Raw genomic sequence first — 16,436 nt, 5'->3', positions numbered from 1 at the left:
CGATCGGCAGCGATTCCGACAGGTTCTCGTAGCCGGTCGGGGTGATCAGCAGCATGTCCTCCAGCCGCACCCCGACATGCTCGTCGGGCAGGCGCAGCATCGGCTCGATCGTGAACACCATGCCGGGCTCGAGCGTCGTGTACTCGCCGTAGACGTCGTGGACCTCGACGCCCACGGCGTGGCCGAGCCACCCGCCCTTCTTCGCGCGGAAGCCGTCGACGAACGCCACCACCGCCGCCTTGATCGCCGGATCGGTGAAGCGATAGCCGGCGACGATCGCGTCCATCTTCTCCACCGCGCGCCGGGTGATCGCCAGCGGCGTCTCATGCACGCGGATCGAGGTCATCAGCGCCTGATAGAGCCGCAGATAGATGGTGTAATATTCCCGCTGGCGCGCGGTGAACTTGCCGCTCGCCGGGAACACCCGCGTCACGTCCGAGGCATAGCCCTTGTAGTCGGGCGCATAGTCGTACTGGACCAGCTCGCCCGCCTTCAGCGGGGCGGTGTTGTAGTGATAATGGGTGTACCAGGTGTTCCGCCCGGTCGCGGCCAGCGCGAAATAGGCCGGGCCGTAGGCGCCGCCGCGCTTGAACTCATATTCGGATTCGGCCTGGAGCTGATATTCGGTCATGCCCGGCCTGGCGGCGTGCATCACGCGCAGGATGCCGCGATTGGTGAGCCGGGTCGCCTCGCGCAGGATCGCGATCTCGCGCGGGCTCTTGATCGCGCGCAGATGGTCGATCAGCGGGTCGAGGTCGCGTATCTCGGAGCGCGGTGCCGCCGCCATCAGGTGCAGGCGGAAGGCTTCCTCGCGGCTCGGCCGGCCATCCCACGGATCCTCATGGTTGAGCCGCGCCAGCATGCGCGGGTCGGAGGAAGAGGCGCTGCCGAGCACTTCGGGGCGGAAGGGGGTATAGATCCGCCGCCGGTCGGTGCCGATCCGCGCCATGGCGGCGGCGAACTCGCCGCGCGGCAGCACGCGGGTCACGCCCAGCTTCGCCGCGGCGCCGGGCTCGGGATAGAGCGCGCCGGGGCCGTATTTGGAGAGGACGTCGCTGTCCTTGCGCTCGAGCAGGAAGAGGCTGGCCTCGCGCGTGCGCCCGTCGAACACCGCGATCGCGCGCGGCTCGGCGACGCCAGTCAAATAGAAGAACTGGTTCGCCTGGCGGAAGGGCTGCTCGCCCGGCCGCTCGGTGGTGCCGCCGATGATCGCGACGCCGTCGCCGATCGCCTGGAACAGCTTGTCGCGCCGCGCGGCATATTCCTCGGGCGGGAACACGTCGCGGAACACCGGCTGGGCATGCACCGGCGCGGGCGTGCTACCCAGCGAGGCCACCGCCAGCCCGAGGGCGAGCAGCCACGTCCGCACTTTCATGCCGCTCACGGCAGCGCCTGCGCGGGCAGGGTCTGGACGATCCCCTTCTGCCGCACGAGCTTCTCCATGTCGGCGAGCTCGGAGGGGAGGAAATCGGTGAAGTTCTCGACGCCGGTCGCGGTCACCACGACCACGTCCTCGTAGCGCAAATAGAGATTCTCCTCGGGCACGCGGATCGTCGGGTCGACCGAGAACACCGTGCCGGGCCGCAGCGGCCGGTCGCGATAGCCGCCGTCGTCGTGCACCGCGAGGCCGACGGGGTGCGAGAAGACGCCGTCGCCGGTGCGCACCATCTCGCGCGCGGCCGCCTCGTAGATCGGCTTCGAATAGCGCTGTCCGTCGATGTAGCGCATCATCGGCGCCTGCAGCTCCTCGAGGATCTGCGCCGGGGTCACGCCGGGGCGGATGCGCTTGAGCGCTTCGTTGCGGAGCTGGAGCACGGTCTGCAACAGCTCGCGCTGCACCGGCGAATAGGTGCCGCTGACCGGCCACACCCGGCCGATGTCGCTGGTGTAGTAGCGATAGTCCGGCGCGTAATCCATCAGCACCAGCTCGCCCGCCCGCATCTGCCGGTTCTCGCGGAAATAGTGCATGTTGTTGATGTTGTCGGTGCCGCTGCCGACGATCGAGCGATAGGCGTCGAGCCGCGCGCCGTTGACCAGGAACACGTAGCGCGCCGCCGCGTCGAGCTGATATTCCCATACCCCCGGCTCGGTCGAGCGCATCGCCTCGATCATGCCGCGGCCGGCGAGCACCGACGCCTTGCGGATCAGGTCGATCTCGCGCGGGCTCTTCACCGACCGCATCTCGTCGAGGATCGGGTTGAGATCGCGCACCTCGGCGCGCGGGACGCGGGCGCGCAGCAGGCTGACGAACTGCTGCTCGCGGGCGATGCGGCCGTCCCAATAGTCGTTCGCGGCGTTGGCGTTGGCCATCTCCACTTCGCCGCGGCTCTGCGCATAGCCTTCCTGCGCGCGGAACGGTGTGTAGATGGTCAGCGTGGCGCGCCGGTCGGGGCCCGCCAGGCCCTCGATCCAGCCCTGCCGCATGTCGTCGAGGCTCCTGACCGCGTCGACCCCGGTCAGCCGGCGGACGAGCGCGGCGTCGCTCGCATTGAGCACCTTGCCCTCGGCGCGCTCGAGCCGCTCGTTGCGCGGCGGCAGGAACAGCGTCGCCTTGCGCGTGCGGCCGTCGAGCAGCAGATAGGCGTGCGCCGTCTCGATCCCGCTCAGATAGTAGAAGTCATTGACCTGGCGCGGAAACTCGAACCCCCGCGTCGATGCCCCGCCCTGCAGGATCGCAACCGACTGGTCGCCGATCTGGTCGAATACCGTGTTCCAGCGCGCGCGGAACTCCTCGGGCGGGAAATCGGCCTGATAATGTTGCGCCTGCGCCGGCGGGGCCCCCACTATGGCCAGCGGCGTTAGCGCGCACGCGGCGACTCGTAGAAGCGTTCGAATCAACGCGTCTCTCCTTGCAATGCCAGTCGGGTCAAATCGGACTGAGGCATCCGCAGGCCCCCTTGAATATTGTATACGTTATCCTTCAATAGATTCGTGTCAACAGGAGGAAGGCGCGTGAAACGATCGATCAGCCTGACGGCGACGCTGCTGTGCGCCGCCTCGGTGGAGCCGCAAGCGCTCCGCGCGGAGGCCTATGAGCGCCAACCGGCGATCACGATCGAACATTATGTCTTCAACCTCGAGGTGACGGAGAAAAGCCACCGGATCGAGGGCGAGACGGTCGTCACCGTGCGCTTCGCCGCGCCGGGGGTCGAACGCTTCTTCCTCGATCTCGCCGCGCCCCGGGCCGACGGCACCGGCATGAAAGTGGCCTCCGTCACCGAAGGCGGGACGGCGCTGCGCTTCACCCACCAGGGCGCGCGGCTAACGATCCGGACCGGGACGGCGCCCAAGCGCGGCGAGACGCGCCTCTATCGGGTCAAATATGCCGGCGAGCCGCAGGACGGGCTGCGCTTCGGCACCACCGATGCGGGGCAGCGCGGCATCTTCTCGTGGAACTGGCCGACCAAGATGCGCGAATGGGCGCCGGTGATCGACCATGTCTCGTCCAAGGTCACCACCGAGTTCGTGATCACCGCGCCCGAGCGATATACCGTCGCCGCCAACGGCCTGCTGCGGAGCGAGAAGGCGCTGGGCGACGGCCGCAAGGTCACGCACTGGAAGCAGGGCGTGCCGATCACGCCGTGGCTCAACGCCGTCGGCATCGCGCGCTTCGAGACCTATCATGGCGGCACCGCGCGCGGCATCCCGCTGGTCACCTGGGTGCCGGCCGGGCAGCAGGCGGACGTCGAGAACAGCTTCACCGTCGCGCGGCGCACGATCGACTTCTTCGGCGACCTGGTCGGCCCCTACCCCTATGAGAAGCTCGGCCAGGTGGTTGCGCCATTCGACCGCTCCAGCACCGAGCACGCCAGCGTGATCTTCTACGGCGGCGGCGGCACGCGCGACGGGGCCACGCCGACCCAGCGGCGCGAACCGGCGCTCGCCAGGACCGGCCTGCTCGCGCATGAGATCGCGCACCAGTGGTTCGGCAATTCGATCACCGAGGACGGCTGGGGCGACGTGTGGCTGAGCGAGGCCTTCGCCACCTATTTCGCCGACCTCTACGCCGAACATTTCGAGGGCCGGGACGCCTTTGTCGCGTCGCTCAGGAACGAACGCGCCGGCGCCTTCGCGGCCGAGCGGCGCGAGCGCGATCCGGTGATCACGCCGGTCGACGACGGCGCGGGCCCGGACCTCACGCGCGTGCAATATGTGAAGGGCGGCTGGGTGCTGCATATGCTGCGCCAGCAGGTGACCTCCCCGGTCTTCTTCAAGGCGATCCGCACCTATTATGCCCGGCATGCGGGCGGGCATGCGACCACGCCGGACCTGCGCCGCGCGATGGAGGAAGCTTCGGGCCAGGATCTCGGCTGGTTCTTCGCACAGTGGCTGACCCGCATCGATTCGCCGGTGCTCGATGCGAGCTGGTCCTATGACGCGGCCGCCAAGTCGATGCGCGTCACCGTGACCCAGACCCAGCCGGGTCAGGCCTATCGCCTGCCGGTCGAGATCGGCGTCGCGGGCGAGGCGCATGGCGCGTTCGAGGTGCACAAGCTCGACATGACGAAGAAGACGCAGAGCTTCACGATCCCGGTCGCGAGCGCGCCGGCCGAGGTGGCGCTGGACCCCGACACCCACCTGCTCGCGGAAATGACGCTGCGCGAGGCAGGCGGAAACTGATTGGCGTGGCGGCGCGGTCCCGCGGGGCCGCGCCGCTCCTGCTGGGATTCCATTTCATTGAATTCGAAGCACCGGTTGTTCCCCTGCGAAAGCAGGGGTCCAGGGCCACAGGCGATGCGCTACGGACCCTGGGCCCCTGCTTTCGCAGGGGAACGATTCCAGCCAAGTGGGAACCGACTCTATTCGACCGGTAGCTGCTGGCGCAGGTCGTCGAGCGTCTTCTGGGTATGCGCGATGGTCAGCTCGCGCAACTGGTCGAGGTCCCGGGCCAGCCAGGCATCGAGCATCTGGCGGTGCTCCTCATTGGCGCGCTCGTCGCGCCCGAGCGGTTCCAGATGCTTGCGCACATAGCGCTCCGACAGCACGTGCAGCCGCTCGAGGAAGTTGAGCGTGATCAGTTGCTGGCTCGGCCGCAGCAGCGCCAGGTGGAATGCGCGATTGAATGCGCCCACCCCTTCCCCGCCCTCGCCGGTCACCTGGTACAGCGTGTCGAGCATGTCGCGCGCGGCCTTGTGATCGGCCTCGGTCGCGCGCTCGGCAGCCAGCGCGATCGCGTCGGGCTCGAGCTTGAGCCGCAGCGCGAAGACCTCCTCGGCTTCCGCCGTGTTGAGGTCGCGTACGAAGAAACCGCGATTGGCCTGGTTCTGCACCAGCCCTTCCTGCTCGAGCCGCGTCAGCGCCTCACGCAGCGGGATCTTGCTGATCCCCAGCTCGCCGGCCAGCGCATCCTGGCGGATCGGGCTGTTCGCAGGGACGCGACCCGACAGGATCCAATCCCGGACGACGTTCACCACCTGTTCGGAAACGGACCGGATCACCAAACGCATGCTAGCTTCTTTTGCCATCTATACGTCCGTATAATATCTACCGCAGTGCAGCAAGTTCAGAAAAAACAGAGTGGAACCCCGGGATCTGCACGGCTCGGCATATGAAAACCGGGACATCCCCACAGACCTTCGCTCGATATGAGCGTCGAGGCATTTGCGCGTATCCGCCGCGCGATCGCCTCCTCCCCGGGCGATAAGTGTCACGAGTGTGACGAGAAACATCGATTGATTCAAGTGTGCCCATCGATCCCTGCCGACCGCAGCTTGCGCACTTGACTTCGCCCTTATGAGTTACGAATAACGTATACTATTCGCACAGGAGGGGTAATGCAACCGAGGGACACGGCGTTGGGGGCTCGGGCCGATTCCCGTGCGGTATGCGATCATCGAGGGGACGCGGCATGGCCATCGCACATCGACTTCTGGTCGCGGCACTCATGATGAGCCCGACCGCCGCCTTGCCCTCCAGTCCCGCCGCGGCGCAGGCGAATGCCGCCGGCTATCCTGCACTGGTCGAGCTTTTCCGCGAATGGCGCGCCTTTGCCCGGCCCGAATGGCAAGACGGCGTCCCCGACTACACCGCCGCCGCCATGGCGAAGAAGGCGGCGGCGTTGCCGGCGTGGCAGGCGCGGCTCGCGGCGATCGATCCGGGCGGCTGGCCCGTGGAGCAGCGAACCGAATATCAGCTGGTCAAGGCCGAGATGAACGGCATGGATTTCGACCAGCGCGTGCTCAGGCCCTGGGCGCGCGATCCGGGCTTCTACGTGACGATCTGGCCGAGCCGGACCGACGTCCCCGCGCGCGAGGCGCCGGTGGCCGAGCCCGAGACCCATCTCTATGCCTATGCCTATCCGCTGTCGGCGGCCGCCCAGGAGAAGCTGACGGCCGAGATCGGCGCGATCCCCGGCTTCCTGGCGCAGGGCAAGGTCAATTTGAAGGACGCCAATGCCCGCGACCTGTGGGTCTACAGCGTCGCGAGCCTCGACGGACAGCTGAAGGCGCTGCAGCAACTCCAGGCCGGGACGCTGAAGGTCAGCACGCTCGAAGGCAGCTGGAACGCCAACCTGAACGGCGCCAGCCCCGCGCTCAGGCAAGCCGTGGCCGCGGCGATCGCGGCGACGCAGGACTTTATCGGCTGGCTCAAGGCCGAAGCGCCCAGCAAGACCGGATCCTCGGGCGTCGGCAAGGAAAACTACAGCTGGTACCAGAAGAACGTCCACATGGTGCCGTATGACTGGGACGAAGAAGTGGCGCTGCTGCGCCGCGAGCTGGCGCGCGCGCACGCCGGGCTGCGGCTGGAGGAGCACAACAACCGCAAGCTGCCGCAGCTCCAGCCGGTGGCGAGCCCGGCGGCGTTCGACCGGCTGGCGCGCGAACGGCTCGACAAGTTCGTCGACTTCCTGGTGAAGCAGGAGGTCATCCCCGACAAACCCTATCTCAAGGCCGCGCTGGTGCCGCAGATGGGGCATTTCGTCCCGGAGGAACGGCGGTCCTTCTTCGCGCACATCATCGCGCGCGAACCGATGCTGCTCTACAGCCACGACTATCACTGGATCGACCTGGCGCGGATGCGCGACGAGCCCCATGCCAGCGCGATCCGGCGCGAGCCGTCGCTGTCGAACATCTGGGACGTGCGCGCCGAGGGCTTCGCGACGGCGTTCGAGGAGCTGGTGATGCACGCCGGGCTCTATGACGACAATCCGCGGGCGCGCGAGCTGGTGTGGATCATGCTGGCCAACCGCGCCGCGCGCGGGCTCGCCTCGCTCTACGTCCAGTCGAACGAATGGTCGCTCAAGCAGGCCGGCCACTTCCACGCCGAATGGACGCCGCGCGGCTGGTCCAATCCCGATGACGAGCTGACCGCGTTCGAGCAGCTCCTCTATCTGCGCCAGCCCGGCTACGGCACCAGCTACATCGTCGGCAAGATCGAGCTCGACCAGGTGCTGGCCGAATATTCGCATGCCCTCGACCGGCAGGGCAAACCCTTCAAGCTCAGCGGGTTCCTCGACGCATGGAACAAGGCCGGGATGATCCCGCCCCCGCTGATCGCAGACGAGATCGTGCCCAAGCCATGACCGATACCGTGAAGATGACGCTCGACGAGGTGCGTGCGCTCGCCCGCTCCGTGCTCGCGGCGCAGGGGCTGGCGCCGGCGCATGTCGAGGCCGTGGCCGAGACGATGGTCGCCGGCGAGCGCGACGGCTGCACCTCGCACGGCCTGTACCGGCTGCTGGTGTGCGCCCACACGATCCGCGCGGGCAAGGTCGCGCTCGATGCCGAGCCGGAGATCGTCGAGAGCGCGCCGGGCCTGGTGCGCGTCGACGCCAGGGGCGGCTATGCCCAGCTCGCCTTCGCGCTCGGCAGAGGACCGCTCGCGGCCATCGCGAAGGCCAACGGCATCGCCGCGCTCGCGATCAACAATTGCGTGCACTTCGCGGCGCTATGGCCCGAAGTCGAGGCACTGGCCGAGGAAGGGCTGGTCGCGCTCGCCTTCACCCCCAGTCATGCCTGGGTGGCGCCCGCCGGGGGCACCGCGCCGATCTTCGGCACCAATCCGATCGCGTTCGGCTGGCCGCGTCCGGGCCGGCATCCCTATGTCTTCGATTTCGCGACGAGCGCGGTCGCGCGCGGCGAGATCGAGCTGCACCGCCGCGCCGGCAAGCCGATCCCGCTCGGCTGGGGCATCGACGCGGCGGGGCGACCCACCACCGACGCCACGGCGGCGCTGGGCGGCGCGATGCTTACGTTCGGCGGGCACAAGGGATCCGCGCTCGCGACGATGGTCGAGCTGATCGCCGGGCCGCTGATCGGCGACCTGACCAGCCGCGCTTCGATCGAGCATGACGGTGGCGCCAATGCCTCGCCGCTGGGCGGCGAACTGGTGATCGCGATCGATCCGGCCGGGTTCCTGGGCGGGGCGGTGGCGCGGCAGCTCGACGCCGCCGAGATGCTGTTCGACGGCATCCAGGCGCAGGGCGCGCGCCTTCCCTCCGAGCGCCGCTACGCCGCGCGGGCGCGCAGCGAGGCCGATGGGGTCGAGGTGTCCGCGAAGCTGCTGGCCGATATCCAGGCGCTGCTGGACTGATCGCTAGCCCCGGAAACGCCGCAGATCGAACGGCGCGAGGTCGAGCGCGGGCGCCTGCCCCGTCACCAGCGCGCCGATCGCCTCGCCGGTGATCGGGCCGAGCGTGAGCCCCAGATGCTGGTGGCCGAAGGCGTAGAAGAGATTGTTCGCGCGCGCGCTGCGCCCGATCGCCGGCAGATAGTCCGGGAACGTCGGACGCGCGCCCATCCAGGGAACGGCATCCGTGCCGATCGGCAGGCCGAGCGCTTCGGCATGGGCATGGAGCCGCGCCCATTTGCGCGGGTCGGGCGGGCTGGCAAGCCGGCCGAACTCGACGAAGCTCGCCGCGCGCAGGCCCGAGGCGAAGCGCGTGACGATCATCGAGCGATCCTCGAACACCACAGGCGGCAGGTCCGCGGGCCAGCCGGTGCCGGCGGACTGGATATGATAGCCGCGCTCGGCGATCAGCGGCACGCGGTGACCGAGGGGCTCCAGCAGCGGCGGCGTCGCCGCACCGGTCGCCACCACGATCGCATCGGCCTCCAGCGCTTCGCCGTGGTCGAGCAGCGCGACGACCTGACCGTCGGCCCGTTGCACCAGCGATTGGACGTGCCCGATACGGATTTCGCCGCCCAAGCGCGCAAATCCCCGTTCGAGCGCATCGGCGAGCGCATCGGGATCGGCGATCTGCCCGCTCCCCTCCACCTTGACCGCGCCGGCGATCGGCTGCGCTACCAGCGCCCGGAGCAGAGCGATCTCTTCGGGCGAGGCATCGCGCACGCGCGCCGTGCCAATGGGCGCGCCCATCCAGTGCGCGCGATTCCGCGCCGCGGTCTCCGGCGTCTCCCAGACGATGAAATGGCCCGAATCGACCAGCAGCTGCGGCGCTGCGACGGTGTCCAGCAAGCGGCGCCAGGCGGGCGTCGCCTCGGCCAGCGCAGCGCTGAGCGCCGCGGCGCCGCGCGCGAAGGATCGCGGTCGGGCGGCGCCGACCAGGCGCAGCGAGAATGGCAGCCAGGCACGGATGTCGCCGGGCGGCAGGCCGAGTGCGCCGCCGCGCGCGAACAGCCGGCGCGGGAAGCTCCGGATCGTCGCGAACGACGCCAGCGGCTCCACTTGCTCGACCGCGATATGACCGGCATTTCCCCAGGACGCGGTGCCGCGCATGGGACTCGCGGTCACCAGTTCAGTGGCGAGTCCCCGGCGCTGGAGATCGATCGCCGCGCTGAGGCCGACGATTCCGCCGCCGACCACGAGCGCGCGCTGCGGTGTGATTTTCCGTGTTGGCATGTACAATCTTATATCGTATACGACTCTCAGTTCAACGGAGGTTCTTCAGTGAAATTCGACATGCCCATGTGGTCCGGAGTCTATCCGGCCGCGACCACTCAATTTGCCCCGGACGGTTCGGTCGATATCGCCGCGACGCAGAAGGTGCTCAGCGCCCTGGTGGACGATGGCGTGAACGGTCTCATCCTGCTCGGCACCTGCGGCGAGAACAATTCGCTCGAGCCCGGGGAGAAGCGCGCGGTGCTGCGCGCGGCGGTGGAAGCGGTGGGCGGGCGCGTGCCGCTGATCACGGGCGTCTCCGAATTCACCACGGCGAGCGCGGCTGCCTATGCGACCGATGCGGAAGCGATCGGCATCGACGGCCTGATGGTGCTGCCGGCGATGGTCTATGTGCCCAAGCCCGAAGAACTCTACATGCATTTCCGCACCGTTGCCGAGGCGACGTCGCTGCCGATCATGCTCTACAACAATCCGCCTGCCTATCGCGTATCGATCGGCTTCGACACGCTGGACAAGCTCGTGCCGGTGGCGAACATTATCGCGGTGAAGGAAAGCGCGCCCGACCCCCGGCGCGTGACGGACACGATCAATCGCTATGGCGATCGCTACGTGGTGATGGCCGGGCTGGACGACGTCGCGCTCGAAGGCCTGCTGCTCGGCGCGACCGGCTGGGTCTCCGGGCTCACCAGCGCCTTCCCGCAGGAGTCGGTCGCGCTGGTCAAGGCGGTCGAGCGCGGCGACTGGATGGAGGCGCGGCGCATCTATCGCTGGTTCATGCCGCTGCTCCACCTCGATGCGGATCACGACCTGGTCCAGTCGATCAAGCTCGCCGAGCAGATCATGGGCCGCGGATCGGAGCGCGTGCGCATGCCGCGCCTCCCGCTCGAGGGCGCGCGGCGCGCCGAGGTGATCGCGATGGTCGAGAAGTGCGCGGCGACGCGCCCGACGCTTGCGGCCGCAACCGCCTGATGCGCCATACCTTCTTCTGCATCGACGGTCACACAGCCGGCAATCCCGTCCGGCTGGTGGCCGGCGGTGCGCCGCTGTTGAAGGGCAGCAACATGGCCGAGCGGCGCCAGGACTTCCTGGCGCGGTTCGACTGGATCCGCACCGGCCTGTGCTTCGAGCCGCGCGGACACGACATGATGTCCGGCGGCTTCCTCTATCCGCCCGCCGGCGACGCCGATTGCGCGATCCTGTTCATCGAGACGAGCGGATGCCTGCCGATGTGCGGGCACGGCACGATCGGCATGATCACCTTCGGGCTCGAACAGGGGCTGATCCAGCCGCGCGAACCCGGCAAGCTCAAGGTCGAAGTCCCCGCCGGGCAGATCGAGATCGAGTACCAAGCCGAGGGCGACCGGGTGCGTTCGGTGAAGATCCGCAACGTCCCCGCCTATCTCGCCAGACGAGGGCTCGAGATCGACGTACCCGGCTTCGGTCCGCTGTCGATCGATGTCGCCTATGGCGGCAATTACTATGCGATCATCGAGCCGCAGGGCCCCTATGCCGGGCTCGACGACCTCGGCGCCGCGCGGATCGTCGAGCTGAGCCGCACGATCCGCACGATGGTGCGCGAGGCCTATGAGCCGGTGCACCCGCTCGAGCCGACGATCCGCGGCGTCACGCACCTCCTCTGGGCGGACGAGCCCAAGGGCGAAGGCGCGGACGGACGCAACGCCGTCTTCTATGGCGAGCGCGCGATCGACCGCAGCCCGTGCGGCACCGGCACCTCGGCGCGCCTCGCACATCTCACCGCCACCGGCCGGCTGGAGGTGGGCGATCGCTTCGTCCACGAAAGCTATATCGGCAGCCGCTTCATCGGCCGGGTCGAGGCGGCGACGAGCGTGGGCGACCTGCCCGCGATCATCCCCTCGATCGAGGGTTCGGCGATCGCCACCGGCTTCAACACGATCTGGATCGACCGCGAAGACCCGTTCTGGGCAGGATTCACGGTGGTCTGAACAGCAACAAGAGGGGAATGTCCTTGGCGCGAGGAATATTGGGGCCACGCAAGCCGCTCCACACGCAGGGCGCGGAGCAGGGGCGCGAGCTCCGCAAGACGCTGAGCTGGCCGCATCTGATCGCGCTCGGCATCGGCGCCATCGTGGGCACCGGCATCTACACGCTCACCGGCGTCGGCGCCGACCGCGCCGGGCCGGCCGTGATCCTGGCCTTCGCCATCGCCGGCGCGGTGTGCGCCTGCGCGGCGCTCGCCTATGCCGAGATGGCGACGCTGATCCCCACCGCGGGCAGCGCCTATACCTATACCTATTCGGTGATCGGCGAGTCGGTCGCGTGGATCGTCGGGTGGAGCCTGATCCTCGAATATTCGCTGGCGTGCAGCACGGTGGCGGTGGGCTGGTCGGCCTATCTCGTCGGCTGGGTCGAAGCGGCCGGCATTCACCTGCCCGCGATGCTGCTGTCGGGACCGCATGCCGGGGGGATCATCAACCTGCCCGCCGTGCTGGTGGCGCTCGCCATCGCCGGCATGCTGATCGCCGGCACGCGCGAGAGCGCGACCTTCAACATCATCCTCGTCGTCATCAAGATGACCGCGCTCGCCCTGTTCGTGGCGCTGGCGCTGCCCGCCTTCACCGGCGCCAATTTCGAGCCGTTCATGCCCTATGGCTTCGCCAGCCATGTCGAGGGCGGCACCACGCGCGGCGTGATGGCGGCCGCGGCGATCGTGTTCTTCGCCTTCTACGGCTTCGACGCGGTGGCGACCTCGGCCGAGGAAGCCAAGAACCCGGGCCGCGACCTCACCATCGGCATCATCGGGTCGATGGCGGCGTGCACGCTGATCTACATGGCGGTCGCCTTCGCAGCGATCGGCGCGGTCAGCTATGTCGAGCTCGGCAAGTCGGCCGAGCCGCTCGCCTATGTGCTGCGCATGCTCGACCATCCGCTCGCCGCCTGGGCGATCGGGCTGGCGGCGCTGATCGCGCTGCCCTCGGTCATTCTCGTCATGATGTACGGCCAGAGCCGCATCTTCTTCGTGATGTCGCGCGACGGGCTGCTGCCGCGCAGCCTCAGCCGCGTGTCGGAGCGGACCGGCTCGCCGGCGCTGATCACCGGCGTGACGGGCGTGTTCGTGGCGCTGGTGGCGGGCTTCTTCCGGCTCGACGAGATCGCCGAGCTCGCCAATGCCGGCACGCTGCTGGCCTTCATCGCCGTGGCGGCGTGCATGATGATCCTGCGCAAGAAGATGCCCGAGCTGCCGCGCGTGTTCCGCTGCCCGGCGCCCTATGTGGTGGGAACGCTGGCGATCCTGGGCTGCCTCTATCTGCTGTTCAGCCTGCCGACGCATACGCTGACCCGCTTCCTGGGGTGGAACCTGATCGGGCTGATCGTCTATTTCGCCTATGGCCGGATGCGCAGCGTGGCGGGCCGGAAAGCTGCCGGCGCCGATAGCTGACCCACTGTCGACAGAACACCGCGAAGGGCTCGCCCAATTGGCGGGCCCTTCGTTTAGGCGCGCAGCCCACCGCGACAAACTTCCCCGTTCACAGCGTGCGCGAGCAACAAATACTGGACCACATATATAAATTGTATACTGTATATACACATCGAATCAGTGCGTTGCGCGTACTACAGGGACAGGTTGCAGGGACAAGCCGGGATGAAATCAAACGAGTCCAGCCAGCAAGGCAGAGCCGCGCTTCGCGCAGTGGATGCCGGGATCGTCGCCCGGATGTCGGCCACGCTGGAGGGTCAGACCGACGAAACGCTGATGCCGCAATTCGGCATCAGCTATAATACGTGGCGCAAGGTCCGCGCGGGCCAGCCGATCCGCCGCTCGGTCGCCGATCGGCTGGAGCAGCGCGTGCACCAGGCCAGCCGGTAAAGCGACCCGGCGGCTCGCGCCGAGGATGCTCAGCGCTGCTCGGATCGGGCGAGAAGATCGACCAGATCCTGTTTCCAGAAACGCGCCGAAGTGTGCGTGCCGTGGCCGGAGGTCAGGCTGGTTTCCGGGATCAGGCGGAACTTGAGGCTCGGCACGCGCGCCACCGCCTGCTCCGGATAAGGGAAGCCGTGCGGATTGATGAAGTCGTCCGCCGAGTTGATCCAAGTGGTCGGCGCCTTGATCTTCTCGAGCTCGGGCCAGGGATTGTAGTCGCTCGAGGATTCGAACTGATAGATCAGGTCGTTGGCGTCGCGGCTGGCCACGTCGCGTTCGACGCTGCGGCGCGCCGCCTCGATCGCCTGGTCGCGGGTGGGCATGCGCGCCTGCGCGTTGAGCGGCGCCCCGCCGGCCACGATCGACATCGACGCGGCGGTGCGCAGGCCTAGCAGCGGCTGAGTCTTGTACTCGCCGTTCATCCAGGCGGGATCGGCCTTGACCCCGTCGATCAGCAGCTGCCGCCAGGTGCGGTTGAGCCCGGCGATCTCCACCACCTCGCACGCCAGCGGCATCAGCGCCTGGGGCACGTCGGGATACATCTCACCCCACAGGAACGAATGCATGCAGCCCATCGACGTACCCATGATCAGCCGCATGCGCTTGATGCCGAGGCCCCGGGTCAGCAGGTCGTGCTGCAGCGTCACCATGTCGCGATAGCCGTACTTCGGAAAGCGCATGCGCAGGCCGTCGGACGGCTTGGACGAGCCGCCATGGCCGACATTGTCGGGCAGGATGATCCAGTATCTGGTGATGTCGAGCGGCTGGCCCGGGCCGTAGAGCTCATTGGCGAAGTTGGGCGAGAGGAACTGCTTGCCGGTCCCGCCGGTGCCGTGGAGCACCATCACCGCATTGTCGATCTCGCCCTTCGCATTGCGGTGGGGCTGGCCGAGCGTGGTGTAGTGGATCCGCACCTCGGGCAAGGTCTCGCCCGAGTTGAAGCGGTAATTCTTCACCACATGATCGGCTTCCCGGATCGGCCAGTCCTGGCGCGGACCGGGGGCGTCGGGAAGCGGGAGCGCGGGCGGGTAGTTCCTGGGATCGGCGCCGGCGGGCAACCCCATCGGCGGCGCGGCCGGCGCGCCGGAGGTCGCCGCCTGGAGCAGGCCGGCCAGCAGGGTCGTCAGCATCATTCTCTCCCGATATCGGTCTTCAGGGCCGGGTCGCCTCGTCGATGAAGGCGAGGAAATCGGTTCTGAACTGCCGTGCGGCGTCGGGATTGGTGTAGACCATGTGACCGGACGGATAATAGCGGTAGCTGATGTTGCCGCGCAGCTCCGGCTCGAGCCCGAGATGCTTGAGATCATATTCGGCGCCGCCGAAGGGCGTGGCGAAGTCGTAATAGCCGTTCGCCGACAGCACCTTGAGCCGCGGGTTGCGGCGCATCGCCGCCGACAGGTCGAGCGAGGTCGCGGCCAGCGCCATCGTCCCGCCGCCGCCTGAATTGCCGCCGCCGGGCGCGCGGTGCTTCTGGTCCCAGCGCCCGCCGCCGATCTGGGCGTAGAAGTTCGGGCGGTAATTGAGGTCGGTGCGGTAGCCGAGCGTGCCGAACAGATAATGGTTGAGCGCGGCGACATAGGGACCGGTGATCGCGACGTCGGTCGCGTCATATTCGGGGCCGTCGCCAGCCGCGTCGGCATCAATGCCGGTGAAGCGCGAGTCCAGCCGGCCGACGGTACGCCGCTGGTCGCGCAGCAATTCCTTGCGGAAGCGCGCAAGGTCGACGCGCAGATTGGCCTTGATCAGGAAGTCCGCCGGAAGCCCGGTATAGGCGCTCATCTGCTGGGCGATCGCGTCGCGCTCGGCGGGCGGCAGATCGTCGCCCTTCTCCAGCGCCGCGGCATAGGGGCCGCTGGTCCAGGCGCGCACTTCGCTCAGGAACGGCTCGAGCGTCGCCGGGCGGTCGGGGATGCGATTGTGGTACCAGGCGGTCGCGGCGTAGCTCGGCAACAGGGTCAGATGGATCCGGTCATAACCGGGCTGGCGCACGCCATAGTTGAGGATCGAAGAGAGCAGCACGACGCCGTTGGACTGCACCCCGCGCTCTGCGAGCGTGTAGACGAGGCCGGCGGCGCGCAGCGTGCCGTAGCTCTCGCCGAACAGGAATTTGGGCGAGTTCCAACGGTCGTTGATCGTGAGGTAGCGGATGATGCCGCGCGCGAAGGCGTCGATGTCCTGGTCGACGCCCCAGAAGTCCGCGCCCTTAGCCTTGCCGATCGGGCGCGACAGGCCGGTGCCGATCGCGTCGATGAAGACGAGGTCGCTCTTGTCGAGGATCGTGTCCGGGTTGGGCCCGACGCGGAACGGCGGGCCCGCCTCGACGCCGGTACCGGGCACCTGCACCTTGACCGGCCCGATCGAACCCATGTGCAGCCACATGCTCGACGAGCCCGGGCCGCCGTTGAACGCGAAGGTGAGCGGCCGCTCGGCGCCGCCCTTCGCGCGATCGGCGACATAGGCGACGTAGAACATCGACGCGACCGGCTCGCCCTCGTCGTTGCGGATGGTCAGCGTGCCGGGCGTGACGGTGTAGCCGATCGTCCTCCCGCCGACCGCGACGCTGCCGCGGCTCGGCTGGGCGTGCTCGACGGCGCTCGCGGCGGCCTTGTCCTCATTGCCCTCGACGTGCTTTTCGGCGGCATCGGACGGTCGGTTCTGCGCGACCACGGGAACGGTCGCGAGCAGCGCGGCGGCGGTTGCGAGCAGAATCAGGCGCATGGAAATCCCCCGGTTG

The 16,436-nt window shown here is 68.2% G+C and carries 13 protein-coding genes; 7 read left to right on the top strand and 6 right to left on the bottom strand.

All coding sequences use genetic code 11. From position 1 onward, the window contains the following. Together ABDV68_RS00450 and ABDV68_RS00445 are read right to left on the bottom strand one after the other, a co-directional pair. On the bottom strand, positions 1-1,375 hold a 1,375-nt coding region (locus ABDV68_RS00450), incomplete at its 3' end, for an aminopeptidase P N-terminal domain-containing protein (protein WP_343517675.1). 5 nt (positions 1,376-1,380) lie between these two features. Beyond that, a complete protein-coding gene (locus ABDV68_RS00445) occupies positions 1,381-2,784 on the bottom strand; it encodes a Xaa-Pro peptidase family protein (protein ID WP_343517671.1) in 1,404 nt (467 codons plus the stop codon). Between the two features lie 168 nt (positions 2,785-2,952). Here ABDV68_RS00445 and ABDV68_RS00440 point away from each other — a divergent pair, with 168 nt between their 5' ends. Continuing rightward, a complete protein-coding gene (locus ABDV68_RS00440; RefSeq protein ID WP_343517670.1) occupies positions 2,953-4,620 on the top strand; it encodes a M1 family aminopeptidase in 1,668 nt (555 codons plus the stop codon). Between the two features lie 179 nt (positions 4,621-4,799). Here the strand turns inward: ABDV68_RS00440 and ABDV68_RS00435 are convergent, their stop codons facing one another. After that, positions 4,800-5,447 (bottom strand): GntR family transcriptional regulator, encoded by a 648-nt coding sequence (locus ABDV68_RS00435; RefSeq protein ID WP_343517669.1) that lies wholly within the window; start codon positions 5,445-5,447, stop codon positions 4,800-4,802. 401 nt (positions 5,448-5,848) lie between these two features. Here ABDV68_RS00435 and ABDV68_RS00430 point away from each other — a divergent pair, with 401 nt between their 5' ends. Further along, on the top strand, positions 5,849-7,522 hold the full coding sequence (locus tag ABDV68_RS00430; RefSeq protein WP_343517668.1) for a DUF885 family protein: 1,674 nt from the start codon (positions 5,849-5,851) through the stop codon (positions 7,520-7,522). Continuing rightward, positions 7,519-8,532 carry an Ldh family oxidoreductase gene (locus tag ABDV68_RS00425; protein WP_343517666.1) on the top strand — a complete coding sequence of 338 codons (1,014 nt, stop codon included), beginning with the start codon at positions 7,519-7,521 and terminating at the stop codon, positions 8,530-8,532. The genes ABDV68_RS00430 and ABDV68_RS00425 overlap by 4 nt, the downstream gene beginning before the upstream one ends. A gap of 3 nt (positions 8,533-8,535) precedes the next feature. On the opposite strand, the gene ABDV68_RS00420 is transcribed toward ABDV68_RS00425, so the two are convergent. Continuing rightward, positions 8,536-9,801 carry an FAD-binding oxidoreductase gene (locus tag ABDV68_RS00420; RefSeq protein WP_343517665.1) on the bottom strand — a complete coding sequence of 422 codons (1,266 nt, stop codon included), beginning with the start codon at positions 9,799-9,801 and terminating at the stop codon, positions 8,536-8,538. Between the two features lie 60 nt (positions 9,802-9,861). Between ABDV68_RS00420 and ABDV68_RS00415 the strand changes: the two genes are divergently transcribed. The 4 genes from ABDV68_RS00415 (at position 9,862) to ABDV68_RS00400 (ending at position 13,648) form a co-directional block, all read left to right on the top strand. Continuing rightward, the gene (locus ABDV68_RS00415) at positions 9,862-10,770 is read left to right on the top strand and encodes a dihydrodipicolinate synthase family protein (protein WP_343517674.1); all 909 of its coding nucleotides are present in this window, start codon (positions 9,862-9,864) and stop codon (positions 10,768-10,770) included. Further along, positions 10,770-11,765 carry a 4-hydroxyproline epimerase gene (locus ABDV68_RS00410; protein WP_343517673.1) on the top strand — a complete coding sequence of 332 codons (996 nt, stop codon included), beginning with the start codon at positions 10,770-10,772 and terminating at the stop codon, positions 11,763-11,765. The genes ABDV68_RS00415 and ABDV68_RS00410 overlap by 1 nt, the downstream gene beginning before the upstream one ends. Before the next feature lie 17 nt (positions 11,766-11,782). Further along, positions 11,783-13,219 carry an amino acid permease gene (locus ABDV68_RS00405; protein ID WP_343517664.1) on the top strand — a complete coding sequence of 479 codons (1,437 nt, stop codon included), beginning with the start codon at positions 11,783-11,785 and terminating at the stop codon, positions 13,217-13,219. A gap of 204 nt (positions 13,220-13,423) precedes the next feature. Further along, positions 13,424-13,648: a hypothetical protein gene (locus tag ABDV68_RS00400; RefSeq protein WP_343517663.1), complete on the top strand. Its 225-nt coding sequence runs from the start codon at positions 13,424-13,426 to the stop codon at positions 13,646-13,648. Between the two features lie 29 nt (positions 13,649-13,677). On the opposite strand, the gene ABDV68_RS00395 is transcribed toward ABDV68_RS00400, so the two are convergent. Both ABDV68_RS00395 and ABDV68_RS00390 read right to left on the bottom strand, forming a co-directional pair. Continuing rightward, positions 13,678-14,835 (bottom strand): alpha/beta fold hydrolase, encoded by a 1,158-nt coding sequence (locus ABDV68_RS00395; RefSeq protein WP_343517662.1) that lies wholly within the window; start codon positions 14,833-14,835, stop codon positions 13,678-13,680. Positions 14,836-14,854: 19 nt separating this feature from the next. Then, positions 14,855-16,420 (bottom strand): peptidase S10, encoded by a 1,566-nt coding sequence (locus tag ABDV68_RS00390; protein WP_343517660.1) that lies wholly within the window; start codon positions 16,418-16,420, stop codon positions 14,855-14,857. Between the last annotated feature and the right edge of the window lie 16 nt (positions 16,421-16,436).

The organism is Sphingomonas sp., assembly GCF_039595165.1.
In the GTDB taxonomy this organism is placed as follows: domain Bacteria; phylum Pseudomonadota; class Alphaproteobacteria; order Sphingomonadales; family Sphingomonadaceae; genus Sphingomonas.
This window is presented reverse-complemented; position numbering and strand designations above follow the sequence as displayed.

What these genes read in the sequence shown, in the direction of transcription:
- ABDV68_RS00435 (WP_343517669.1), bottom strand. Translation starts at nt 5,447, where the DNA reads ATGCGTTTGGTGATCCGGTCCGTTTCCGAACAGGTGGTGAACGTCGTC.
- ABDV68_RS00430 (WP_343517668.1), top strand. Translation starts at nt 5,849, where the DNA reads ATGGCCATCGCACATCGACTTCTGGTCGCGGCACTCATGATGAGCCCG.
- ABDV68_RS00425 (WP_343517666.1), top strand. Translation starts at nt 7,519, where the DNA reads ATGACCGATACCGTGAAGATGACGCTCGACGAGGTGCGTGCGCTCGCC.
- ABDV68_RS00420 (WP_343517665.1), bottom strand. Translation starts at nt 9,801, where the DNA reads ATGCCAACACGGAAAATCACACCGCAGCGCGCGCTCGTGGTCGGCGGC.
- ABDV68_RS00415 (WP_343517674.1), top strand. Translation starts at nt 9,862, where the DNA reads ATGCCCATGTGGTCCGGAGTCTATCCGGCCGCGACCACTCAATTTGCC.
- ABDV68_RS00410 (WP_343517673.1), top strand. Translation starts at nt 10,770, where the DNA reads ATGCGCCATACCTTCTTCTGCATCGACGGTCACACAGCCGGCAATCCC.
- ABDV68_RS00405 (WP_343517664.1), top strand. Translation starts at nt 11,783, where the DNA reads ATGTCCTTGGCGCGAGGAATATTGGGGCCACGCAAGCCGCTCCACACG.
- ABDV68_RS00400 (WP_343517663.1), top strand. Translation starts at nt 13,424, where the DNA reads ATGAAATCAAACGAGTCCAGCCAGCAAGGCAGAGCCGCGCTTCGCGCA.
- ABDV68_RS00395 (WP_343517662.1), bottom strand. Translation starts at nt 14,835, where the DNA reads ATGATGCTGACGACCCTGCTGGCCGGCCTGCTCCAGGCGGCGACCTCC.
- ABDV68_RS00390 (WP_343517660.1), bottom strand. Translation starts at nt 16,420, where the DNA reads ATGCGCCTGATTCTGCTCGCAACCGCCGCCGCGCTGCTCGCGACCGTT.